This is a genomic window from Achromobacter pulmonis (genome assembly GCF_021733725.1).
GTDB lineage: Bacteria > Pseudomonadota > Gammaproteobacteria > Burkholderiales > Burkholderiaceae_B > Achromobacter > Achromobacter pulmonis.
In genome coordinates this window covers 894853-916625 of the sequence record NZ_JAIFOT010000001.1, presented here as the reverse complement: position 1 = coordinate 916625, position 21773 = coordinate 894853, and the positions used below count along the sequence as shown (strand labels likewise).

The window sequence follows — 21773 nt, the reverse complement described above, 5'->3', positions numbered from 1 at the left end:
CTCCGCTTTGATTCCATTTCACGCCCTTTGTCGAACAGGGGCGCAGCGTTGCCGCGCGCGTTGCGGGCAAACCCGGGTTGCGAAGCAAAGTGTATGCACTTTAGTATGCACTTCATATCCTTTCCCCCCGTCCTGGCGGCCCATCCCTCTATGACACAATCCCGACCCGCGGCCCGCACCATGGCCGGCCAGGCCGAGTTGTACAGCGCTGTCAAGGCGATGGCGGTCAGCTTCGAGTTCAAGCCGGGCGAGCGCATCAACGAAGTGGAATTGGCGCGGCGCTTGAATGTCAGTCGCACGCCCCTGCGCGAGGTGCTCAACCAGTTGATGGTGGAGGGATTTCTGACGCGCTCGGTGAACCGCGGCTTTATCGCCCGGTTGCTGGATGCCAAGCAGATCCACAGTCTTTACGAGTACCGTGCGGTGCTCGAGGCCGGCATCGTGCGCGCGGCCTGCGAGCGCGCCAGCGATGAGGAACTGGTGGCATTGCGTGCCTTCGTCGAACGTTCGCGCGATGTGCCCGAGGACAGCGATGCGACCCGCCTGCTGGAACTGGACGAGGCATTTCACCTGATGCTGGCGCGCCATACGCGCAACGACGAATTCGTGCGCGCGCTGGAAAGCGTCAACGCGCGCATCCACTTCGTGCGTTGGATCGACATGCAGCAGGGGCGCCGCAGCCATACCCAGGGCGAGCACATGCGTATCGTCGAGGCGCTTGAGCGGCGCGACATCGATGTGCTGCCGGACATGATGCGCAGCCATATCGGCAGGCGGCTGGACCAGATCACGGACGTCATCCGCACCGGCTTTTCCACGATTTACATGCGGGACCAGGCCGAACCCGCTTCGGTAATGCCGGCCAACACCACAACATCAGGGGAAAACTCATGAACCATTCAACGATCCGGCGCGCCCTCGCGGCCGTCTGCGCGCTGGCCGCGCTGGGGGGCGGATTCGGCGCCGCGCCCGCCCATGCGGAGGAAAAGCCGCTGGTCCTGGTGGTGCCCTATCCGCCGGGCGGCAGCACCGACATCCTGGCCCGCATCATGCAGCCGCGGCTGTCGAAGGAATTGGGCGGCCGTGCCGTGGTGGTGGAAAACCGTCCGGGCGCCGCCAGCCAGATCGCCACCGCTTTCGTGGCCCGGGCCGAGCCCGATGGCAGCACGCTGCTGGTGAGCTTCGACAACCACGGCATCAATCCGGCGGTGAAACCGAAGCTGCCGTACGACACCTTCAAGGACTTCGTCGCGATCACGCAGACCGTGCGCTTTCCGCTGGTGCTGGGCGCCAACCCGAGCGTGCCGGGCGACAACCTGAAGGAATTCCTGGCGGCCGCGGCCAAGCAGCCGCCCAACAAATTCAACTATGCCTCCACCGGCGTGGGGTCGCTGAATCACCTGGCGCCCGAAGAACTCAAGCGCCTGTCGAAAGTCGAGTTGCTGCACGTGCCGTACGGCGGCGGCGGTCCGGCGATCCAGGCGGTGGTGGGTGGCCAGGCCAACATGACCTGGCTGAGCTTCGCGGCGCTGCGTGGCCAGATCCAGGCCGGCAAGATCAAGCCGCTGGCCGTGGCCGGCGACAAGCGCCTGCCGGACCTGCCCAACGTGCCGACGGTTGCCGAGTCCGGTTTCCCCGGATTCGTTGCCTATTCGTGGAGCGGCATGTTCGCGCCCAAGGGTACGCCGGAGGCGACCATCAAGAAACTGACGCAGGCCTTCAATACGGTGCTGGCCGATCCCGAGGTCAAGAAGAAACTGGAAGAGGCGGGCTTCGAGATTGTGGCGTCGAACGGCCCGGCGCTGGATGCCTACGTGAAGGCGGAATACAACCGCTGGAGCCAATTCATCAAGCGCAACAACATCAATCTGGATAACTGAGCGGTCTGGGGCGCGGCGCCGCGGGGCGCCGCCCGATCCGCATACCGCATGGAGAAGACATGGATACCTTGACCGGCGCCGAAGCAATGGTGCGGATGCTGCAACACAACGGCGTCAAACACATTTTCGGTCTTTGTGGCGATACCAGCCTGCCGTTCTACGACGCGCTCTGCCGGCTCGATCACGGCATGCGGCACATCCTGACCCGGGACGAGCGCAGCGCCGGCTACATGGCCGACGCCTATGCCCGCGTGACCGGCAAGGTTGGCGTGTGCGAAGGCCCGAGCGGCGGCGGCGCGACCTACTTGTTGCCGGGACTGGTGGAGGCCAACGAGTCGTCCATCCCGGTGCTGGGCATCACCTCCGATGTGGCGGTGGGCTCGCGCGGCAAGTATCCGCTGACCGAGCTGGATCAGGAAGCGCTGTACCGGCCGCTGACCAAGTGGAACCGCACCATCGACCGCGCCGACCAGATCCCCGGCATGGTGCGCGCGGCTTTCCGCGCCATGACCACCGGCAAGCCCGGCGCGGCGCACCTGTGCTTTCCCTATGACGTCATGAAGCAGCAGGTGGATGCCGCCGACGTCTGGGCCCAGCCCGAACACGCGCAATTCCCGTCGCTGCGCTACGCGCCGGATCCGGCCGACGTGGCGCGCGCCGCGCAGCGGCTGGTGGGCGCGCGCGCCCCCGTGATCATCTGCGGTGGCGGCGTGGTGATCGCCGGCGCCTGCGGCGCCTTGCAGGAACTGGCCGAAAGCCTGAAGGCGGCGGTCTGCGTGACCGTCAGCGGGCAGGGCAGCCTGGCGGATACCCACCCGCTCAACGCCGGCGTGGTCGGCTCCAACGGCGGCGTGATGGCAACGCGCGATGTGGTGGCCGCGGCCGATGTGGTGTTGTTCGTCGGCTGCCGGGCCGGGTCGACCTCGACCGAACATTGGCGCTTCCCGAACCGCGACGTGCCGATCCTGCACATCGATATCGACCCGATGGTGATCGGCGCCAACTACCTGACGGAAGTGGGCATGGTGGGCGACGCCAAGCTGGCCTTGCAGGCGCTGGGCGCCGAAGTGCAGGCGCGTCTGGCGCATCGGCCCGCCGACGCGGCCGACGGCGCGGTGCTGGCCGGCCGCGCCAAGGCCGCGCGCCGCGCGCAGCTGGAGCCGTTGGCCAGCAGCCTGGACACGCCGATCCGTCCCGAGCGCGTGGTGCAGTCGCTCAACCGCCTGTTGCCCGATGACGCCGTGGTGTGCGCCGACCCGGGCACGCCATGCCCGTATTTCTCGGCTTATTACGACGTGTCACGACCGGGCCGCCACTTCATCACCAACCGTGCCCATGGCGCATTGGGTTTCTCGATGTCGGCGGCGCTGGGGGCGTGGGTCGGCCGGCCGAACGCCAAGTGCGTCTCGGTCATGGGCGACGGCAGCTTCGGTTTCACGGTCGGCGAGCTGGAGACCATCGTGCGCCATAAGGCGCCGTTGCTGATGGTGGTGTTCTCGAATTCGGTCTATGGCTGGATCAAGGCCAGCCAGAAGGCCGGCTACGACAAGCGCTACTACAGCGTGGACTTCGACCGCACCGACCACGCCCGCATCGCCGAAGCCTATGGCGTGAAGGCGTGGCGGGTCGAGGACCCGGCCAAGCTGGACGCGGCGATCAAGGCGGCCATGGAGCATGACGGGCCGGCGCTGATCGACGTGGTGGCGCAGCCGCTGCAGGACGCCGCTGCGCCGGTCAGCCAGTGGATGGGCTGACCAGCGGACGGGCAGAACAAAGCGGGGCCAGGGGTGGCCCCGCTTTGTTCATGGCGCTGGCGGCGGTGTTCAGTGCGGCGCGAGCGTCGGCACCAGATGGTTGACGCCGGTACAGAGGTCGGCCTGGTCGACGCCATACAGGTGCAGGGATACCGCGATGCCGGGGCCGGCATTGCCGAGCCGGTGGATCTGGCGCAGCCCCGGGGTGGCGGTGACGATATCGCCCGGACGGCGGCGGACTTCGCCACACGTCACAGCGGCACCGGCGTTCGGGTCCCAGCGGTAGTGGGTTTCGGTCAGCTCGCCCTGCAAGACCTGGTAGGTGCACCAGGTCTTGTGGCCGTGGACTGGACTGAATTGTCCCGGGCGCCAGATCAGGTAGGCGATGGTGAAGGCGCCGTGCGGATCGGCGTAGGCGATGTGGCGGGTGTAGCGGTCGGGGTGGCCCGCGCGCAGCGCGTCGGGCAGGGCGCGCAGCATGTCGCCGGCATTGGCGACACTGGCGGCCAGCTCGTGCAGCAGGGCGCGCGCGGCGTTCATCTGGGCGGCCTGCACCGATTCACACAGCGAGCGCAGGTTGGCGGTGGCGAGTGGGAGGGGGGACATGGCGGTACGCCCTGAGTGACAAGCCTTCATCTTAGGGATTCGCGCTGGAATACCTTTGCCAAATCGGCCCGCCCTGTGCCAATGTTTAGAAAAAAATTCCACCCCTGCCGCCCGCCAGCGCTCCTATACTGATTCGCTTCTTGGTACCACTCTGGAGGGTCGGGCATGGATCTTGGGATCAGCGGCAAGACGGCATTGGTATTCGGCGGCAGTCGCGGCATGGGCCGGGCGTGTGCGCTGCAATTGGCGCGCGAGGGGGTGGCGGTCACGATCGCCGCCCGCAATCCGCAGACGCTGGAACAGGCCGCGACCGAAATCTCGCAGGCGGCGGGCATTGGCGTGGGCTGGGTCTCGGCCGATCTGACCCAGCCGCAGGGCCGTGACGCCGCGCTGGCCGCCTGCCCGCATCCCGACATCCTGGTGAACAATGCCGACGGTCCGCTGCCGGGCGATTTCCGCGATTGGTCGCACGAAGACTGGGTCGCGGCGCTGGACGCGATGATGCTGGGGCCGATCGACATGATCCGGCGGGTGCTCGATGGCATGATCGAGCGGCGCTTCGGGCGCATCGTCAACATCGTGTCGCGCAGTGTCAAGGCGCCGCATGCCGAACTGGGGCTGTCCAACGGCGCGCGCGCCGGATTGATTGGCTTTGTCAGCGGCCTGGCGCGGCAGACCGTGCGCCACAATGTGACCATCAATAATCTCTTGCCGGGGGCGTTCGCGACCGACGCGCAGGCGCGCCACATCCGCGGCATGCTGGAGCAGGGCGGCAAGACCTTCGAGCAGCTGTGGGACGAGCGCGGCCGCGCCAATCCGGCTGGCCGCTATGGCCAGCCTGAAGAGCTGGGGGCGCTGTGCGCTTACGTCTGCTCGGCGCAGGCGGGTTACATGACGGCGCAGAACATCCTGATCGACGGCGGCGGCTACCCGGGCACTTACTGACGCCGCCGGCGGCGCCGGCCGCTCGGCCCCGCGGCGCGATGTGCGGCCGAGCCTCGATATATCCCTAGGGTGTTCCGCGGCTGGACGCCGACGGGACGGCAGGGCAAGATGGCGCCGATATCGCTTGAGGAACCTCCATGGACCAGACGGACATCAAGATCCTGGCGTTGCTGCAGAAGGATGCCACCTGCTCGGTCGCCGAGATCGCCGAACAGGTCAACCTGTCCGTCACGCCATGCTGGCGCCGCATCCAGAAGCTCAAGGACGATGGGGTCATTGCCCGCAACGCCATCCTGCTGGACCCGCGCGCACTGGGACTGAACCTGACCGTGTTCGTGTCCATCAAGACCAGCCAGCACAATGAGAAATGGACCCAGAGCCTGATCAATGCCGTCATGGCGTTGCCCAACGTGGTCGAGTTCCACCGCATGGCGGGCGATATCGATTACCTGCTCAAGGTCGTGGTCGAGGACATGGCGGCCTATGACCGCTTCTACCGCCGCCTGATCGGGGCGGTGGACCTGCTGGACGTCAGCGCCAGTTTCTCGATGGAAGTCATCAAGAGCACCACGGAGTTGCCGCTGGACGCGGTCTAGCGGCCTGCGGGCCCGGAGCGCCGCCGCTTCCGGTGTGCCGCTTGCCCGCCGGGAAGAAGGGCGCGGACGGCATGGGCGCAATTTTTTTTCTCCGGCAGCCGCTTGCGGCGAATACAAATTTCTTTCGGCGTGTTGCTCGCGGCCTATCTCGCAATGCTTTTGCGCGGCAGGCGGCGTAGGATATCCGGCATTCCTGATGGAATGAACCCGCGATACCAGAGGACCCTATGTCGTTGGCAGTACCCGCCGGCTGTGCCGGATCGGCGCAGACGCACGCCGCGTCGGCGGACGCGCTTTTGGCTGGATGGAATGGCACTGACGACCTGTGGCTGTTCGCCTACGGGTCCCTGATCTGGCATCCCGGGTTTGCCTGGCGCGAACGGCGCCTGGCCACGGTGCGCGGCTACCACCGCTCGCTGTGCCTGTGGTCGCATGACCATCGCGGGTCGCCCGACAATCCCGGGCTGGTGTTCGGCCTGGACCGCGGCGGTTGCTGCCGTGGCGTGGCCTACCAGATCGCGGCCAACGATGTGCCGGCGGTGTTCGAGGCGCTATGGCGCCGCGAGATGGTCACCGGCGCCTATACGCCGCGCTGGCTGGCTTGCCATACCGAGCCGGCGCCGGTGCGGGCCTTGGTGTTCCTGCTCAACCGCGCTTGCCAGGAATACGCCGCCGGCCTGACCGATGACCGCCTGCTGGCGTCGGTGCGCAACGCGGTCGGGCATTCGGGGCCGTGCCTGGACTATGTGGTGGAAACCGAGAAGGCGCTACGCGCCCATGGCATCGACGACTGGCGCCTGGGTGAGCTGGTGCGCCGGCTCGGCTTGCAGCCCTGCTGAGGCCGGCGTCGGCCGGCCCGGGTGTCAGAAGGCCCAGCGGCCGAACATGAACAGCACGTTGCCGGCGCCGCGCGAGCCGGGGATGTAGGTGGCGTAGAGCATGGTGTCCTTGTAGCCGGCCGAGACCAGCGGCAGCACGCCAGGGAAGGGCACGTAGCTCATGATGTCGTGGCGCGCGGTCAGGAAGACCGTATAGCCGGCGCCCAGTCGGAAGTTTTCGCCGACCCGCCCGATTTTCAGGAAGCCATAGCCGGCGATGGGTTCGACCTTGCTGTGCGAGTCCAGGAAAGCCATGGCGTACAGGCCCTGCCAGTCGCCGTCTTCGTCGTAGATGCTGCGGCCATAGCCACCGCCCCAGGCCAGCTCGTTGAAGCTGTTGATCTTTTCACGGCTGTACATGGCGCGGTTGTGCCATGAATAGCCACTGAAGTAGAGGTCGTTGCCGCCTTCGGTCCAGATCTGGTCGAGGCGTTGACAGGCGGACTGGGCCCAGGAAGGCAGGTTGTCGCAGGCGTGCGCGGCGGCGCTGAAGGTCGAGAGCAGCAGGCAGAAAAGCGCTGCCCGGAATTTGGCGGTCATTGTAGGGACAGAAAATGATGACAACCCCGTTACTGTAACGGAGCTGCCGATCTTTTTACTGTCATGCCGCTGTCAACACGGGACCCTGGATGTGCCATGAAACAATCGTGGCCACATCCGTTGTTGAGGCGCTACAGCAGGAAAATCGTCGCCAGGCCGAGGAAGATGAAAAAGCCCAGCGAGTCGGTGGCGAAGGTCAGCAGCACCGACGATCCCATGGCCGGGTCCTTGCCGAACCGGGCCCGCACCATCGGCACCAGCACGCCCACCGAGGCGCCGACGAGCATGTTGCAGACCATGGCCGCCATCATGACCAGCGCGATCGAGATCGAGTGCGAGATGGCCCAGGCGAACAGGGCCGCCACCAGGCTGCCGCACAGGCCCACCATCAGGGTCACGAGCAATTCGCGCTTGACCAGCTGCCACAGGTTGCGGCCGGTGATGCGGCCCATGGCCAGGGCGCGGATGATCAGCGTCATGGTCTGGTTGCCCGAGTTGCCGCCGATGCCGGCGACGATCGACATCAGGAACGCCAGGATCACGATCTGGCTGACGGTGCCCTCGAATTGCGAAGCCACGAACGAGGCCGTGGCGGCGGTACAGAGGTTGAACAGCAGCCACGGGGCGCGGTTGCGCAGCGCGGTGCTGACCGGCGCGAAGATGTCTTCTTCCTGCAGACCGGCGCGCGACAGGGCCTGTTCCTGCGAGTCCTCGCGCATCACGTCGACCACGTCGGCGATGGTGACGCGGCCGATCAGGCGGCCCTGGTCGTCCATCACGGGCGCCGAGACCAGGTCGTAGCGTTCGAATGCGCCGGCGGCGTCAGCGTCCGAGTCGAGCGGGTTGAGCGTCAGGAAATCGGAGTTCATGACGGCGCGCACCTCGGTCTCGGGCTCGCTGACCAGCAGGCGCGACAGCGGCAGGATGCCCTGCAGCTTGTCCTGGCGGTCGACCACGAAGATCTGGTCGGTGTGGTCGGGCAACTCGTGCAGGCGGCGCAGGTAGCGCAGCACCACCTCGAGCGTGACGTCCTCGCGCACCCGGACCATTTCGAAGTCCATGATGGCGCCGACGCTGTCTTCCGGATAGCCCATGGCTTCCAGCAACTGCGCCCGTTCTTCCTCGGTCAGGCCCTTCTGCACTTCGGCCACGACGTCCGGCGGCAGGTCGGGAGCCAGGTCCGCCAGTTCGTCGGCGTCCATGTTGCCGGTGGCTGCCACCAGGTCCTGGCGGTCCATCGCTTCGATCAGCGATTCCCGCACCCAGTCCTCGACCTCGAGCAGCACGTCGGCATCGTGCTCGGGGCTGACCAGTTTCCAGATGGCCTGGCGCTCGTCCTTGGGCAGCGATTCCAGGATGAAAGCGATGTCCGCGGGATGCAGGCCGTCCAGCAGCGTCTTGAGTTCCGCCTCGTGCTGGCGGTGCACCAGGTCCTCGACCAGGTTGGCCTTGGAATCGCCTTCTTCCTGGCGGTGCACCAGGTCGGCGACCAGTTGCTGGCGGCGCAGGCATTCCTGGACTTCGGCCAGGGCGTGCTGCGCGTCTTCCGGGTCGAGGCGGCGGGGCGTCGCGGGCGGTTTCTGCGCGGCGGCGGACTGCGTCATGCGTTACGACTCAAAGAATGGGGAGAGGGCGGCTGCGCCGTGCTTCGTCGGTGGCGACGTAGGTCAGCGTGGCCTCGGTGACCTTGACCACCTCGGCGTCCAGGCGCTGGCGTTCCGCGTAGACCTCGACCGAGACGGTGACGGACGTGGTGCCGGTCTTGACGATGGCGGCGTAGAAACTGAGCAGGTCACCCACGAACACGGGCTGCTTGAACTGGAAGGCGTTGACGGCGACGGTGGCGACCCGGCCGGCGGCGCGGCGGGCGGCCGGGATGGATCCGGCGATGTCGACCTGGGACATGATCCAGCCGCCGAAGACGTCCCCATGGATGTTGGCGTCCGCGGGCATCGGCATGACGCGCAATACCGCCTCGCGATTGGCGGGCAGGGTCGTGAAGGGGGTTTGGGTGCTGGAGGTCATGCGGCCGGCTCCAATGCAAGGCAACCAGCCGATTATGCAGGAAAAACGTGGCGCCGGCGCGAGCCGGCGCCACGTTGGCGCGCTTCGTGGCAGCGGGCGCGGATCAGGAGGCCAGCTTGACGATGCCGTAGCCGCCGACCAGCAGCCACGCGTAGAGGATCAGGCCCAACGCCATCACGCGGGGACCGGCCTTGCGGATGTTGGCGAAGCGGGTCTCGATGCCCAGCGCGGTCATGGCCATGGTCAGGGCGAAGACATCCAGGCGGCGGATCGCGGCGACGGCGTCGGCCGGAATGATGTTGAGCGAATTGATGATGGCCAGGGCCAGGAAGCCGACCGCGAACCAGGGGATCGGCAGCTTGGCGCCCTTGGCGCCGCCGCCGGCGTGGCTGGCGGCGCTGCGCAGATACAGGCCGAGCACCAGCAGTACCGGCACCAGCAGCGCGACCCGGGTCATCTTGACGATGGTGGCGACTTCCGTGGTGGCGGGGTCGATGTTGCTGGCCGCTCCGACGACCTGCGCGACTTCGTGGATGGTGCCGCCGATGTAGATGCCCAGGGCCTGGGTGTCGAAATGCAGCCAGCCCGCGTGGTACAGCACCGGATACAGGAACATCGACAGGGTGCCGAACAGCACCACGGTGGCCACCGCCACGGCGCTCTTGTGCGGCTGCGCCCGCAGGGTCGGCTCGAATGCCAGCACCGCGGCCGCGCCACAGATGGCGCTGCCGGCGGCGGTCAGCATGGCGGTATCGCGGTCCAGCCCCAGCATGCGCTGGCCGACCCAGGTGCCGAGCAGCAGCGTGCCCACCACCACCGCCACCGACACCGCCAGGCCCGGCAGGCCGACGGCAGCGATTTGCTGAATGCTGATGTTCAGCCCATAAAAAGCCACCGCGATACGCAGCAAGCGGCGCGCAGTGAAGTTGACGCCCACGCCCCAGTCGACCGGCATGGTGCCGCGCAGGAAGTTGCCATACAGCATGCCGCAGACGATGCCCACCACCAACGGCGAAAAGCCCAGCTGGCGGATGGCGGGCAGGTCCGCCAGTTGCATGACCGCCGCCGACATGAGGCCGACGAACAGGACTCCGTTGAGCTTGTCGCGCCAGGGCGTGGCGGCGGCCGTGGCGGCGGGCGCCGCAGTGGGAGCGGCAGGTTGGGGGGCGGTGGTGGTGGCAGTGCTCATGGCGGGCCTTTCTGCATATCTAAATAACTAGACGAAATAATAATTTCAGGCCCGTTATTTGGAAAATTTTCATTTTTGATATGAAATATCGGGAATTCTGATAGTTAGGTGCCGCCACGTCGCCGTGGCACGCCGCCCGTGCCCATGACCCCGGACCAATTGCTAACCTTCGCCACCGTGGCCGACGCCGGCAATATCAGCCGCGCGGCGCAGCAACTGCACCTGTCGCAGCCCGCGGTCTCGGGCCAATTGCGGGCGTTGCAGGAATGGTTTGGCGAACCACTGTATCGCCGCAGCGGCCATGGCATCGCGCTGACCGAGGCGGGCGAGCGTTTGGCTGAGCAGGCGCGCCAGTTGCGCCAGGTGTACCGCCAGGCGCAGGCGGTGCGGGAGTCCTGGCGCGGCCTGGAAACCGGGGTGTTGCGCCTGGGGGCCAGCACCACGCCGGCCAGTTATCTCCTGCCCGGGCTGGTGGCGGATTTCCGCCACGCCTTTCCCGCCGTCAGCCTGCACCTGTCCGATGGCAATACCCGTGAAATCGTCGAACGCCTGCCGGCGCTGGATCTGGCCTTCATCGAAGGCGACGTGCCCGCGGGTCTGCCCGCCGATACCGCCGTGCATGCCTGGCGCCAGGACGAGGTGGTGGCGATCGTGCGCGCCGATCATGCCTTGGCGGGCAAGGGCGCGGTGACATTGCGGGACCTGGCGGCCTCGGCGCTGGTGATGCGCGAGCCCGGGTCGGGCGTGCGGCGGCTGGTCGAGCGCGCCTTCGCCGACGCCGGCCTGGCGCCGTCGGTGGGGCTGGAACTGGCCGGGGTGGAGGGCGTGAAGCAGGCGGTGCGGGCCGGGCTGGGCGTGGGTTTTGTCTCGGCCATGTCGATGCGGCACGAGGATGGCGCGCTGGCGGCGTTGCGGTTGTTGCCACGGCCCCTGACGCGCACTTTGAGCATTCTGGTGCCGCATGCCGACGCCGCCGCTCGCGCCACCCAGCGCTTCCTGGCCATGTGCCAGGCGGTACGGAACGGGCCGGCGGAAGGCTAGGGCCGGCCGCGCTTCCGGGGCGCCGCGCGCGGGCCGGACGTTGGCCGCCAGCGCGCGGGGAGCGCGGCCTCAGGGCTTGGCCAGGCGCTTGAGCGCCAGTTGCACCCAGTAGGTGCCGCCCAGCGGCAGCAGTTCATCGTTGAAGTCATAGCTGCCGTTATGCAGCATGCACGGACCGAGGCCATGGCCTGCGGCGCGGTGGTCGCCCACGCCATTGCCGATCCAGACGTAGCACCCCGGCAGCTCCTGCAGCATGAAGGCGAAGTCCTCGGCGCCCATGGTGGGCTGGACATGGTCGTTGACCTTGTCGTCGCCGACGATGTCGCGCATGACCTCGGCACAGAAAGCCGCTTCTTCCGGATGGTTGATGGTGGGCGGGTAATTGCGCTGGAACGTGAATTCCACTTCGCAGTCCATCGCCGCGCAGGTGTGGCGCGCGATCTCTTCCATGCGGCGTTCGATCAGGTCCAGCACGTCCAGCGTGAAGGTGCGCACCGTGCCGCGCAGTTCGGCGTGGTTGGGCACCACGTTGTCGGCGCTGCCGGCGTGGATCTGGGTGATGCTGAGCACCGCGGCGTCGAGCGGATTGCGGTTGCGCGTGATGATGGTCTGCAGCGACTGTGCCATCTGCACCGCCGCCATGACCGGATCGATGCCCAGGTTGGGCATGCCGGCATGCGTGCCCTTGCCCTTGATGACGATGGAAAACTCGTTGCTGGAGGCCATGATGGGGCCGGCGGTCACGCCGAACTGGCCGGGTGCCATGCCGGGCCAGTTGTGCATGCCGAATACCGCTTCCATGGGAAAGCGGGTGAACAGGCCGTCGTCGATCATGCGCTTGGCGCCGCCGCCGCCTTCCTCCGCGGGCTGGAAGATGACATAGACCGTGCCGGCGAAATCGCGGTGCTGCGACAGGTAGCGCGCCGCCGCCAGCAGCATGGCGGTATGGCCGTCGTGGCCGCAGGCGTGCATCTTGCCGGCGTGCTGGCTGGCGTGGGCGAATGTGTTGGCTTCCTGCATGGGCAGCGCATCCATGTCGGCACGCAGGCCGACCGCGCGTTCGCCCGGCCGGTTGCCGCGGATGATGCCGACCACGCCGGTGCCGCCGAGGCCACGGTGGATTTCAATGTCCCATTCCTCGAGCTTGGCCGCGACCACGTCGGCGGTACGGAATTCCTCGAACGCCAATTCGGGGTGCGCGTGGATATCGCGCCGGATCTGGGAGATCTCGTCGCGCCAGGCGACGATGGGATCGAGCAGTTTCATGGGAAGCTTCGGGCGGAATTTGGGAACGCAACAAGGTTATCATCAATCAAAAGCCAATTTAATGGAGACAAACACCATGACTCGCCCGTGGCTTGCCCATTACCCGCAGGGGGTTCCCGCCGATATCTCCATCGACGAGTACGCATCGCTTACCGACCTGCTGGACCGGGCCTGCAAGCAATATGCCGGGCGCGTCGCCTGCACCGCCATGGGCAGCGACATCACCTATGCGCAACTGGATGCGCACGGCCGCGCGTTCGCCGGCTGGTTGCAGAGTCTGGACCTGCCCAAAGGATCGCGGGTCGCGCTGATGATGCCCAACGTGCCGGCCTATCTGGTGGCCCTGCTGGGTACCTTGCGGGCCGGTCATGCGGTGGTCAATGTCAACCCGCTGTACACCACCGAGGAATTGCAGCGGCAGTTGCTCGACAGCGGCGCGGCGGTCATCGTCATTCTTGAGAATTTCGCCCATACCCTGCAGAACGTGTCCGAGCGCGGTCAGCTCAGGCACGTCGTGGTGACCGGGCCGGGCGACCTGCTGGGCGGCCTGAAGGCGCCGCTGGTGAACCTGGCGGCGCGCTACATCAAGAAGATGGTGCCCCCCTGGCATATCGATGGCGCGCTGATGCTGCCGAAGGTGCTGGCCAAAGGAGCCGGCCTGCCGTTCACCGCCCCGGCCATTTCGATGGACGATCTGGCGGTGCTGCAATACACGGGCGGCACTACCGGGGTGCCCAAGGGCGCCATGCTGACGCATCGCAACCTCACCGCCAATGTGAAGCAGATGGAGGCGGTGGCGGCGCCCGCGCTGCGCGACATGACCGACCGCCAGATCACTGTGCTCAGTGCCTTGCCGCTGTACCACGTGTTCGCCATGACGGTCTGCGGCCTGTATGGCATGTATGCGGGCATGCGCAACGTGCTGATCATCAATCCGCGCGACCAACCATCACTGGTCCAGGCCTGGCGCAAGACGCCCATTAATGTGTTTCCCGGCGTCAATACGCTGTTCAACGCGCTGGTGCACAACGAGGATTTCGCCAGGCTGGATTTCTCGGGGCTGCGCCTGGCCCTGGGGGGCGGCATGGCGGTGCAGCAGGCGGTGGCCGAGCGCTGGCTGAAGATCACCGGGCGGCCCCTGATCGAAGGCTACGGGTTGTCGGAGACCTCGCCGGTGGCCACGGTCAATCCGTGCGACGCCACGGCCTATTCCGGTTCCATCGGCCTGCCGTTGCCGTCCACGTATGTCGCCATCCTGGACGACGCCGGCAACGAGGTGCCATTGGGCGAGCGTGGCGAGGTCAGCATTCGCGGACCGCAGGTCATGGCCGGCTACTGGCAGAAGCCCGAGGAGACGCGCCACGTCATGACGGCCGACGGCTTCTTCCGCACCGGCGATATCGGCATCATGGACGACAAGGGCTACACGCGCATCGTCGACCGCAAGAAGGACATGATCACGGTGTCAGGCTTCAAGGTCTATCCGAACGAGGTGGAGGCGGCGGTGTCGCAGATGCCTGGCGTGCTCGAATGCGCGGCCATCGGCGTGCCGGACGAGCATTCGGGCGAGGCGGTCAAGGTGTTCGTGGTGAAGAAAGACCCGTCGCTGACCGAGGCGCAGGTGCAGCAATGGTGCAAGGACAAGCTGACCGGCTACAAACGGCCGCGCTTCGTGGAGTTCCGCGACGAATTGCCCAAGAGCAACGTCGGCAAGATCCTGCGGCGTGAATTGCGGCCCGGCGCCGAGGCCGCCGCGCCACAGGGGCAGGCGGCCTGACGCCACGGGGCCGCCGGGCGTCAGCCCGGCGGGTCCAGGTGCGGCGCGATCATCCCATGCAGGGCGCGTTCGATGTCCGGGTTGCCGGCCACCACGCGCCCGCCGATGGGCCAGGAATCCCGCTGGTGCATATCGCTGCAGGCGCCGCCCGCCTCGCGCACGATCAGCGTGCCGGCGGCCACGTCCCAGGGCGCCAGGCCCATTTCCCAATAGCCGTCGTAGCGGCCGCAGGCGGTCCAGGCCAGATCGAGCGCGGCCGCGCCCATGCGCCGCACGCCGCGCGCCCGGTTGATGGCGTCGTGCAGCATCGGCATGTACTGGCTGGCGAAGGAGAAATCGCGGAATGGGAAGCCCGTGGCGAGCACCGCGTCGTCGAGCGTGCGGGTGCGCGAGCAGGTGATGCGGCGGCCATTGAGCCACGCGCCCAGGCCATACACCGCGGTGAACAATTCCTCGCGGCAGGGATCGTAGACCACGCCGGCCACCGGCATGTCCCGCGCCAAGCGTTCGTTGGCCGAGATGGCGGTGCCGGCATGCGCGATCAGCGCGATCGACACCGCATAGTGCGGGATGTCGTGCAGGAAATTGGTGGTGCCGTCCAGCGGATCGATGTACCAAGTGGCCGCGCCCTGCGCCTGGCCGCCGGTTTCCTCGGCGACGATGCCGAACTGCGGCGTGCGCGTCTGCAATTCGTCGATGATGGCGGCTTCGGCCTCGCGGTCGGCTTGCGACACCAGATCGTTGCGCGCCTTGCGATCGATCACGAGATCGGCGCGGTGATGCGCGTAGGATTGCAGGATGGCCGCGCCGGCATGGGCTGCAGTGACCGCGGCGTCGAGCGCCGCGCACAGGTCGATGGGCGAGGTCAGCGAGCGGGGCGGATCATAGGTTTCCATGAAACCAGTGTAAGCCCAGGCATGCGTCAAAACCGTTGCGGAGAGCCAAAAGCCGCGCCGCGCGTGGCGTACATCCAACGCGGAAGGAACGCGTCAGCCGATAATCCTTTTTTTCCGCCTTTCCCGATATTTCCTGAGCCGGTTTCCATGTCTTCGTCCTATGTGCCCCTGACCCCCGCCGTTGTCGGATTCGACGCGCAAGGCCGGCTTTACAGCCCGGCATATGGCGACGTCTATCACTCGCCCTCGGGCGCGCTGGGGCAGGCCGAGCAGGTGTTCCTGCGTGGCAACGGGTTGCCGGAGCGCTGGCGGGGACGCGGGGCGTTCACCGTATGCGAGACCGGTTTCGGCCTGGGCCTGAATTTCCTGGCGTTGTGGCGCGCCTGGCGCGACGATCCGCAGCGCCCGCGCCGATTGCATATGGTCTCGCTGGAGGCGCATCCCTTCGGCCGCGAGGACCTGGCGGCGTTATTGGCGCGGCATGCGCCGGAGCCGCTCGCGGGCCTGGCGGCGCAATTGGCGGCGCGATGGCCGCCGTTGTTGCCGGGCCTGCATCGACTCGAATTCGAAGCGGGCGCGGTGACCCTGACGCTCGGTTTCGGCGATGCGCAGGCCCTGGCGCCGCGCATCGCGGCGCGTGTGGATGCTTATTTCCTCGATGGCTTCGCGCCCGAACGCAATCCGCGCATGTGGGATACGCCGTTGCTGCGAAATCTGGCCCGGCTTGCGGCGCCGGGCGCCACGCTTGCCACCTGGGCCTGCACCGGAGAGCTGCGGCGGGCGTTGCAGGCTGCGGGTTTCGAGGCGCGGCGAGCGCCGGGCTATGGCGGCAAATGGCACATGACGGTGGCAACGGCGAGCGGGGGCGCGGACGCCGCGCCGGCGGCGGACGATGACGCGCGCCATGCGCTGGTGGTGGGCGCCGGACTGGCGGGCGCGGGCATTGCGCAGGCGCTGGCCTTGCGCGGCTGGCGCGTGACCGTGCTGGATGCGGCCCTGGGGCAAGGGGAGGCGGCGCATGCCGGCCACGTGGCGGCGGCGTTGACGCCAGTGCTGGCGCGCGACGACAACGCCCGCGCACGCCTGTCGCGCGCCGGTAGCGGGCGCGCCCTGGCCCGATGGGCCGGCCTGCCGGGCGGCGCCGCGCCGCGGGTCTGCGGCACGGTGCAACTGGATCGGGACGCGGGCCGCGCGGCGGCGCTGGCGGACACCCTGGCAACCCTGGCGTTTCCCGCCGATTGGGTGCGCGCGGTGAGCCAGGACGAGGCCAGCGCGCTGGCGGGCCTGCCGTTGGCGCGCGGCGGGGTGTTTTTCGGCCAGGGCATGCTGGTGCAGCCCAGCCTGTTGATTCCCGCCCTGTTGGCGACACCGGGCGTGCGGGTCGTGCCGGCCCAGGTGGCGCGGCTGACGCGCGCGGCCAGCGGCTGGTGCGCGCGGGATGGGGCGGACTCGATCTTGGCGCAGGCCGATACCGTGGTGCTCGCCAATGCATTTGGCGCGCGTGCCGTACTGGACGCCAGCGGCCTGCTGGCGCCGTTGCCGCGGGTGGCGCAGATGCACGCGCTGGCGGGAGAAGTCACGCTGATCCCTGCCGCCGCGCTGGGCGGCGGCCCGCGCTGCGTGGTGGGCGGCGAAGGCTACCTGTTGCCGGATACCGGCGCCGGGTGCGTGGCGGGCAGCACCTACGTGCATGGCGCCGCGGAGGCGCGGGTCGGCGCCGAAGGCCAGCGCGTCACCCTGGACAAGGCGGCCGGCCTGCTGGGCGCTGGCGCCTTGCGGGCCCTGGCGCCGGGCACGTTGCCGGGCTGGGCGGGATGGCGGGCGGTGCTGCCAGGCCGCCTGCCCGCGGTGGGCGAACTCGCCCATGCGCCCGGCCTGTGGCTGGCTGCCGGCTATGCGTCGCGCGGGTTGTCGTGGTCGGCGTTGATGGGCGATCTGATCGCGGCGCGGCTGGGCGGCGAGCCGTCACCTCTTGAAACCGATCTGTCCGCGCTGATCGCTCCGCGCTGAAAAGCGGGGGCGGCGGGCGCGGGCGCACAGGCGTAGAATGGCAAAAAATGCCAGGATTTGGCGCCAGATAGGCCCGTGTTGGGCGCGAACCTGGCGTTGCGGCGGCTTGCCGGCGATGCGTCGGATTAGGGCCGGCCGGGGGCTTTGCGACCCCTTTTTTGGATGATATCGCTGTCCAAAAGAGGGACCGAGTTTATTTCAAAGCTCAAATCCGTCAAAATAGCGTCTTTTGATGGTTTTTGGCTTAAGCCGGGGGATGCTCTGTGCCGCCCAAGTTCGACTTTGCCCATACTACCCAGCTCGAGAATGTAGAGCTGCTGACGTCCCGCCCCAGTCGCATCGATTTCGACGCGGGCGATGGGTTGCACCTGGTAGTCGAGGCGCATGCGCCTGGTGTGTTTCGCCTGCGCTGCGGCGAGGCGAACCACCTTACCGATGACAAGCCTGGCGCGCGTGCGCGCGCCGTGGCCGAGATGTTGCTCGCGCGCCAGGAGGCGGTGGGCGAGGCCGCCATCGCCCCACGCGATGGCGGGGACGGTTGGCGCATCACCCAGGGCGACGTGGCCCTGGAAATCCAATCCAACCCCGTACGCTTCGTGCTCTATCGCAACGAAGAGCGGGTGTTCGAGTCCGAGGTCTCCGCGCATACGCCCGCATTCGGGTACAACGCGCTGGACCAGGCCGACGACGCGGTATGGACGGCGGGCTTCACCCTGCTGCCCGAAGAGCGCGTCTATGGCTTGGGCGAAACCCCGGGCGACCTGAATCGCCGCGAGGAATCCGTGGTCTCCGACGACCCGGAACACCGAGCCCTGCCGCTGGCATGGAGCCCGCGCGGCTGGGGCGTGTATGTCAACACGATGCGTCGCGTCGAACACGCGGTGGGCGTGGCGCCGGCCGATTCGGCCTATGTCGTCAGCGTCGATGACGTGGTCCTGGACGTGTTCCTGTTCGCCGGTGAGCCCGCCGAAATCCTGAACCAGTACACCGCGCTGACCGGCCGCGCCGGCCAGCCGGTGCTGTGGGCCATGGGCGCCTGGCTGCAGCAGGCCAGCGGCGAAATGCCGACGCAGACCGTGGCGCTGCTGGGCCGCATGCGCGAACACCAGATCCCGGTCGACGCGGTGACGCTGGCGCAGCCGGCGGCATGGGGCTTCCAGGCCGACAAGACCGTGTTCGAATGGGACGCCCAGCGCTTCCCGGATGCCAAGCAGATGCTGGCGCTGTTTCACAAGCACAACGTGCATGTGGCCGCGTCGGGCTTTCCCGGCGTCATCAAGACCAGCCCGCTGTTCGAGGAACTCGAAGACCGTGGTTGGTTGCTCACGCGCGAAGATGGCTCGGCACAGGTGTTCGACGGCAACCGCGCCACCTCGGGCCAGCCGTACGGCCTGCTGGACCTGACCTATCGCGACATCTACAACCTGTGGGTCGAGCGCCATCGCCAATTGGTCGAGGACGGCCTGGACGCGCCCGCCTGCGATGCTCAGATCGCCATTCCCGACGGCGTGTCCGCGCGCAACGGTGAAACCGGCCCGGCGCTGCGCAGCATGTATCCGCTGCTGGTGCGCCGCGCGCTGTTCGACGCCGTCGCCGGCCTGAAGGTGCCGCCCGAAGGCGTGGTGCCCAGCACCGACCTGTTCCCCGCCGCGCAGCGCCTGCCGTGGCAGGTGGGGCCGCAGGTCGACAACACCTGGGAAGGCCTGCGCCATACCCTGCGCACCGCATTGTCGATCGGCGCCTCGGGCCTGCCGGTCCAGGTGCATGGCATTGGCACCGGCTCGCGCGGCACCGCCGACATGACGCCCGAGTTGTACCTGCGCTGGCTGACCGCCGGCGTGTTCTCGGCGAATTTCTCCTTCCAGGGCGTGGCGGGCCTGTTGCCGTGGGACTTTGGCGACGAGACGCTGGCGCACGTCAAGACCTGGATGCAGTGGCGCTATCGCCTGGTGCCCTACGTGCTGGGCGCCATCGAGGACGCGGCGCGCACCGGCCTACCGGTGCAGCGTTCAATGGCCATGTCGTTCCCCAACGACCCGCACGCGCACGAATGGGATCTGCAATACCTGCTGGGTCCGGCCCTGCTGGTGGCGCCGATCACCGCGCCGGGCAGCCAGCAGCGGGTGTATCTGCCCAAGGGCGATGCCTGGTGGGACCTGAACACCGGCCACCGCTACGAAGGCGGCACCACCTGGACCATCGATTGCGACCTGGGCCAGTTCCCGGTGTTCGGGCGCGAAGGGCACATGCTCTGTCTCGGTCCGGCGGCGCAGCACACGGGTGAATTCAATTCGGCCCGCATCCTGGATGAAGTCTGGATGTTCGGCATGCCGGTGCACAACCCAGTGGTCATGCGCAACAAGATCCGTGTCATGCAGATGCAGGGCTCCAGCTATATCAAGGGGCTGGAAGGTCTGCGCATCTCGCCGTCCGAGGGGCTGGAGGTCAAGCGCCGCGGCGCGGAAGTCCGTATTTCGCGCGCGCGCTGAGGCGGCTGGGGCCGGTTCGCCGGCCATCGAAAAAAAGGGCAGTCAGGAAGGCTTTCCTTCCCGACTGCCCTTTACGTCTTTGCGCTGGCGCATTTTATATTACTGTAAGTTATTAAAAATGGAAAAAACGGTCGTTCTCTTCAGAAGAGAAAAGATACAAAATCGCTTGCCATGATTCAGATCGAGAACCTATCCAAGACCTACGCCACGCCGCATGGCCAGTTCCAGGCGCTGCGGGGCATCAACCTGCACATCCAGCAGGGCGAGGTCTTCGGCATCATCGGCCCCAGCGGGGCCGGTAAAAGCACGCTGGTCCAGTGCATCAACCTGCTGGAACGCCCCAACGAGGGTTCCATCTCGATTGGCGGGCAGGCCCTGACCGGGCTGAGCGAGGCGCAGTTGCGCGCCCAGCGCCGCCGCATCGGCATGGTGTTCCAGGGCTTCAACCTGCTGTCGCGCCGCACGGTGTACGGCAACGTGGCGCTGCCGCTGGAAATCGCCGGCGTTGCCAAGAGCGAGATCCCGGCCCGCGTCGAACGCCTGCTGGCCCTGGTGGGCCTGGAGCACCTGCGCGACCGCTATCCCAGCCAGATCAGTGGCGGCCAGAAGCAGCGCGTCGGCATCGCGCGCGCACTGGCCAACAATCCGGACGTGCTGCTCAGCGATGAGGCCACGTCGGCGCTCGATCCCGAGACCACCCACAACATCCTGGCGCTGCTGCGCGACATCAACCGCAAGACCGGCATCACCGTAGTCATGATCACGCACCAGATGGAAGTGGTGCGCGAGGTCTGCGACCGCGTGGCCGTGCTGTCGCAGGGCGAAGTGGTCGAGATGGGCAGCACGCGCGAAGTGTTCGCGCAGCCGCGCCATGAAGTGACCCGCGCCATGGTGTCGGCCGCGACCGCGTCTGACCTGAGCGACGCCACGCTGGCAGCGGTCAAGCAGCGCATCGAGACACTGGCCGCCGCCAAACCGGGCCAGGCCGTGCGCCTGCTGCGCCTGTCGCTGACCGGCACCGACGCGTCGGGCTCGTTCCTGTCCGACCTGGCGACGCAGTATTCGCTGGACGTGGGCCTGGTGCAGGCGCGCGTCGAAGACATCCAGGGCGTGGCCGTCGGCACGATGTTCGTGCTGGCCCAAGGCACGCCCGCCGCGGTCAAGGACGCCCTCGCCGCGTTGACCGCCCGTGACATCACCGTTGAAGAAATCGCTCATGAGCCCGCAACTGATCGACCTGCTTATTACGTCGCTGCTTGATACCCTGCTGATGGTGGGGGTGGCCAGCGCCATCGCGGTGCTGGTCGGCATTCCGCTGGGCGTGATCCTGACCGTGACCGCGCGCGGCAACATGCTGGAGAACCAGGCCGTCAACCACGCGCTGGGCGCGGTCATCAACGCCACCCGTTCGGTGCCGTTCGTGATCCTGATGGTCGCCATCATTCCGTTCACGCGCCTGGTGGCGCAGACCTCGATCGGCACCACCGCCGCCATCGTGCCGCTGTCGGTGGCCGCGATCCCGTTCATGGCGCGCATCGCCGAGAACGCCATGCGCGAAGTCGATCCGGGCCTGATCACCGCCGCGCGCGCCATGGGCGCCTCGCCGATGCAGATCATCATGAAGGTGCTGCTGCCCGAGGCGCTGCCCGGCCTGATCGCCGCCACGATCGTCACCGTGGTCAGCCTGATCGGCTACTCGGCCATGGCCGGCGCCATCGGTGGCGGTGGCCTGGGCGACCTGGCGATCCGCTACGGCTACCAGCGCTTCCAGTCCGACGTGATGGCCGCCGTGGTCATCGTGCTGATCGTGCTGGTGCAACTGATCCAGAGCCTGGGCGACCGCTACGTGCGCCGCATCTCGCACCGTTGAGCGCGGGCGCC

Annotated in this window: 19 protein-coding genes; 12 read left to right on the top strand and 7 right to left on the bottom strand. The window is 67.4% G+C overall.

The genetic code is table 11. From position 1 onward, the window contains the following. The first annotated feature begins 150 nt into the window (after positions 1-150). The 3 genes from K2W61_RS04145 to K2W61_RS04135 are packed head-to-tail and all read left to right on the top strand — an operon-like array spanning position 151 to position 3634. On the top strand, positions 151-894 hold the full coding sequence (locus tag K2W61_RS04145) for a GntR family transcriptional regulator (RefSeq protein ID WP_175141801.1): 744 nt from the start codon (positions 151-153) through the stop codon (positions 892-894). After that, entirely contained in the window at positions 891-1880 is a 990-nt protein-coding gene (locus K2W61_RS04140; protein WP_175134782.1) for a tripartite tricarboxylate transporter substrate binding protein, read from the top strand. The genes K2W61_RS04145 and K2W61_RS04140 overlap by 4 nt, the downstream gene beginning before the upstream one ends. A gap of 59 nt (positions 1881-1939) precedes the next feature. Then, positions 1940-3634 carry a thiamine pyrophosphate-binding protein gene (locus K2W61_RS04135; protein WP_175141800.1) on the top strand — a complete coding sequence of 565 codons (1695 nt, stop codon included), beginning with the start codon at positions 1940-1942 and terminating at the stop codon, positions 3632-3634. Between the two features lie 69 nt (positions 3635-3703). On the opposite strand, the gene K2W61_RS04130 is transcribed toward K2W61_RS04135, so the two are convergent. Beyond that, on the bottom strand, positions 3704-4240 hold the full coding sequence (locus K2W61_RS04130; protein ID WP_175134784.1) for a cysteine dioxygenase family protein: 537 nt from the start codon (positions 4238-4240) through the stop codon (positions 3704-3706). A gap of 165 nt (positions 4241-4405) precedes the next feature. Between K2W61_RS04130 and K2W61_RS04125 the strand changes: the two genes are divergently transcribed. The 3 genes from K2W61_RS04125 to K2W61_RS04115 all read left to right on the top strand — a co-directional run bounded on the left by K2W61_RS04125 (position 4406) and on the right by K2W61_RS04115 (position 6620). Further along, positions 4406-5185, top strand: a complete 780-nt coding sequence (locus K2W61_RS04125; protein ID WP_236755104.1) for an SDR family oxidoreductase — start codon at positions 4406-4408, stop codon at positions 5183-5185. Positions 5186-5322: 137 nt separating this feature from the next. Further along, positions 5323-5781, top strand: a complete 459-nt coding sequence (locus K2W61_RS04120; protein WP_105555509.1) for an Lrp/AsnC family transcriptional regulator — start codon at positions 5323-5325, stop codon at positions 5779-5781. Positions 5782-6008: 227 nt separating this feature from the next. Beyond that, a complete protein-coding gene (locus tag K2W61_RS04115; protein WP_175134786.1) occupies positions 6009-6620 on the top strand; it encodes a gamma-glutamylcyclotransferase in 612 nt (203 codons plus the stop codon). A gap of 24 nt (positions 6621-6644) precedes the next feature. Here K2W61_RS04115 and pagP read toward each other — a convergent pair whose 3' ends face one another. The 4 genes from pagP to K2W61_RS04095 all read right to left on the bottom strand — a co-directional run bounded on the left by pagP (position 6645) and on the right by K2W61_RS04095 (position 10413). Next, positions 6645-7199: a lipid IV(A) palmitoyltransferase PagP gene (gene pagP, locus K2W61_RS04110; protein ID WP_236755103.1), complete on the bottom strand. Its 555-nt coding sequence runs from the start codon at positions 7197-7199 to the stop codon at positions 6645-6647. Between the two features lie 131 nt (positions 7200-7330). Beyond that, positions 7331-8803, bottom strand: coding sequence for a magnesium transporter (gene mgtE / locus K2W61_RS04105; protein WP_175134788.1), 1473 nt, complete (start codon positions 8801-8803; stop codon positions 7331-7333). 10 nt (positions 8804-8813) lie between these two features. Beyond that, positions 8814-9224: an acyl-CoA thioesterase gene (locus K2W61_RS04100; RefSeq protein WP_175134789.1), complete on the bottom strand. Its 411-nt coding sequence runs from the start codon at positions 9222-9224 to the stop codon at positions 8814-8816. A gap of 103 nt (positions 9225-9327) precedes the next feature. Then, the gene (locus K2W61_RS04095; protein ID WP_175141797.1) at positions 9328-10413 is read right to left on the bottom strand and encodes a YeiH family protein; all 1086 of its coding nucleotides are present in this window, start codon (positions 10411-10413) and stop codon (positions 9328-9330) included. A gap of 144 nt (positions 10414-10557) precedes the next feature. Between K2W61_RS04095 and K2W61_RS04090 the strand changes: the two genes are divergently transcribed. Further along, positions 10558-11454 carry a LysR family transcriptional regulator gene (locus K2W61_RS04090; protein ID WP_175134821.1) on the top strand — a complete coding sequence of 299 codons (897 nt, stop codon included), beginning with the start codon at positions 10558-10560 and terminating at the stop codon, positions 11452-11454. A gap of 69 nt (positions 11455-11523) precedes the next feature. On the opposite strand, the gene K2W61_RS04085 is transcribed toward K2W61_RS04090, so the two are convergent. Then, on the bottom strand, positions 11524-12720 hold the full coding sequence (locus tag K2W61_RS04085; protein WP_236755102.1) for a M20 aminoacylase family protein: 1197 nt from the start codon (positions 12718-12720) through the stop codon (positions 11524-11526). A 76-nt stretch (positions 12721-12796) separates the two neighbouring features. Between K2W61_RS04085 and K2W61_RS04080 the strand changes: the two genes are divergently transcribed. Continuing rightward, the gene (locus K2W61_RS04080; RefSeq protein WP_175134791.1) at positions 12797-14497 is read left to right on the top strand and encodes an AMP-binding protein; all 1701 of its coding nucleotides are present in this window, start codon (positions 12797-12799) and stop codon (positions 14495-14497) included. A gap of 20 nt (positions 14498-14517) precedes the next feature. Here K2W61_RS04080 and K2W61_RS04075 read toward each other — a convergent pair whose 3' ends face one another. Continuing rightward, a complete protein-coding gene (locus tag K2W61_RS04075; protein WP_175134792.1) occupies positions 14518-15393 on the bottom strand; it encodes an inositol monophosphatase family protein in 876 nt (291 codons plus the stop codon). A 147-nt stretch (positions 15394-15540) separates the two neighbouring features. Here K2W61_RS04075 and mnmC point away from each other — a divergent pair, with 147 nt between their 5' ends. From mnmC to K2W61_RS04055, 4 genes are all read left to right on the top strand, one after another. Then, positions 15541-17403, top strand: coding sequence for a bifunctional tRNA (5-methylaminomethyl-2-thiouridine)(34)-methyltransferase MnmC2/FAD-dependent 5-carboxymethylaminomethyl-2-thiouridine(34) oxidoreductase MnmC1 (gene mnmC, locus K2W61_RS04070; protein ID WP_236755101.1), 1863 nt, complete (start codon positions 15541-15543; stop codon positions 17401-17403). Positions 17404-17666: 263 nt separating this feature from the next. Next, entirely contained in the window at positions 17667-19892 is a 2226-nt protein-coding gene (locus tag K2W61_RS04065; RefSeq protein WP_175134794.1) for a glycoside hydrolase family 31 protein, read from the top strand. A gap of 171 nt (positions 19893-20063) precedes the next feature. Continuing rightward, positions 20064-21152, top strand: coding sequence for a methionine ABC transporter ATP-binding protein (locus tag K2W61_RS04060; protein ID WP_175134795.1), 1089 nt, complete (start codon positions 20064-20066; stop codon positions 21150-21152). Further along, positions 21109-21762, top strand: coding sequence for a methionine ABC transporter permease (locus K2W61_RS04055; RefSeq protein WP_006388812.1), 654 nt, complete (start codon positions 21109-21111; stop codon positions 21760-21762). The genes K2W61_RS04060 and K2W61_RS04055 overlap by 44 nt, the downstream gene beginning before the upstream one ends. Positions 21763-21773: the final 11 nt, after the last annotated feature.

Coding starts and splice junctions, on each gene's coding strand:
- K2W61_RS04095 (WP_175141797.1), bottom strand. CDS start 10,413: ATGAGCACTGCCACCACCACCGCCCCCCAACCTGCCGCTCCCACTGCG.
- K2W61_RS04080 (WP_175134791.1), top strand. CDS start 12,797: ATGACTCGCCCGTGGCTTGCCCATTACCCGCAGGGGGTTCCCGCCGAT.
- K2W61_RS04055 (WP_006388812.1), top strand. CDS start 21,109: ATGAGCCCGCAACTGATCGACCTGCTTATTACGTCGCTGCTTGATACC.
- K2W61_RS04120 (WP_105555509.1), top strand. CDS start 5,323: ATGGACCAGACGGACATCAAGATCCTGGCGTTGCTGCAGAAGGATGCC.
- K2W61_RS04135 (WP_175141800.1), top strand. CDS start 1,940: ATGGATACCTTGACCGGCGCCGAAGCAATGGTGCGGATGCTGCAACAC.
- K2W61_RS04145 (WP_175141801.1), top strand. CDS start 151: ATGACACAATCCCGACCCGCGGCCCGCACCATGGCCGGCCAGGCCGAG.
- K2W61_RS04075 (WP_175134792.1), bottom strand. CDS start 15,393: ATGGAAACCTATGATCCGCCCCGCTCGCTGACCTCGCCCATCGACCTG.
- K2W61_RS04115 (WP_175134786.1), top strand. CDS start 6,009: ATGTCGTTGGCAGTACCCGCCGGCTGTGCCGGATCGGCGCAGACGCAC.
- K2W61_RS04100 (WP_175134789.1), bottom strand. CDS start 9,224: ATGACCTCCAGCACCCAAACCCCCTTCACGACCCTGCCCGCCAATCGC.
- mgtE (WP_175134788.1), bottom strand. CDS start 8,803: ATGACGCAGTCCGCCGCCGCGCAGAAACCGCCCGCGACGCCCCGCCGC.
- K2W61_RS04140 (WP_175134782.1), top strand. CDS start 891: ATGAACCATTCAACGATCCGGCGCGCCCTCGCGGCCGTCTGCGCGCTG.
- K2W61_RS04085 (WP_236755102.1), bottom strand. CDS start 12,720: ATGAAACTGCTCGATCCCATCGTCGCCTGGCGCGACGAGATCTCCCAG.
- K2W61_RS04130 (WP_175134784.1), bottom strand. CDS start 4,240: ATGTCCCCCCTCCCACTCGCCACCGCCAACCTGCGCTCGCTGTGTGAA.
- K2W61_RS04060 (WP_175134795.1), top strand. CDS start 20,064: ATGATTCAGATCGAGAACCTATCCAAGACCTACGCCACGCCGCATGGC.
- K2W61_RS04090 (WP_175134821.1), top strand. CDS start 10,558: ATGACCCCGGACCAATTGCTAACCTTCGCCACCGTGGCCGACGCCGGC.
- pagP (WP_236755103.1), bottom strand. CDS start 7,199: ATGACCGCCAAATTCCGGGCAGCGCTTTTCTGCCTGCTGCTCTCGACC.
- mnmC (WP_236755101.1), top strand. CDS start 15,541: ATGTCTTCGTCCTATGTGCCCCTGACCCCCGCCGTTGTCGGATTCGAC.
- K2W61_RS04125 (WP_236755104.1), top strand. CDS start 4,406: ATGGATCTTGGGATCAGCGGCAAGACGGCATTGGTATTCGGCGGCAGT.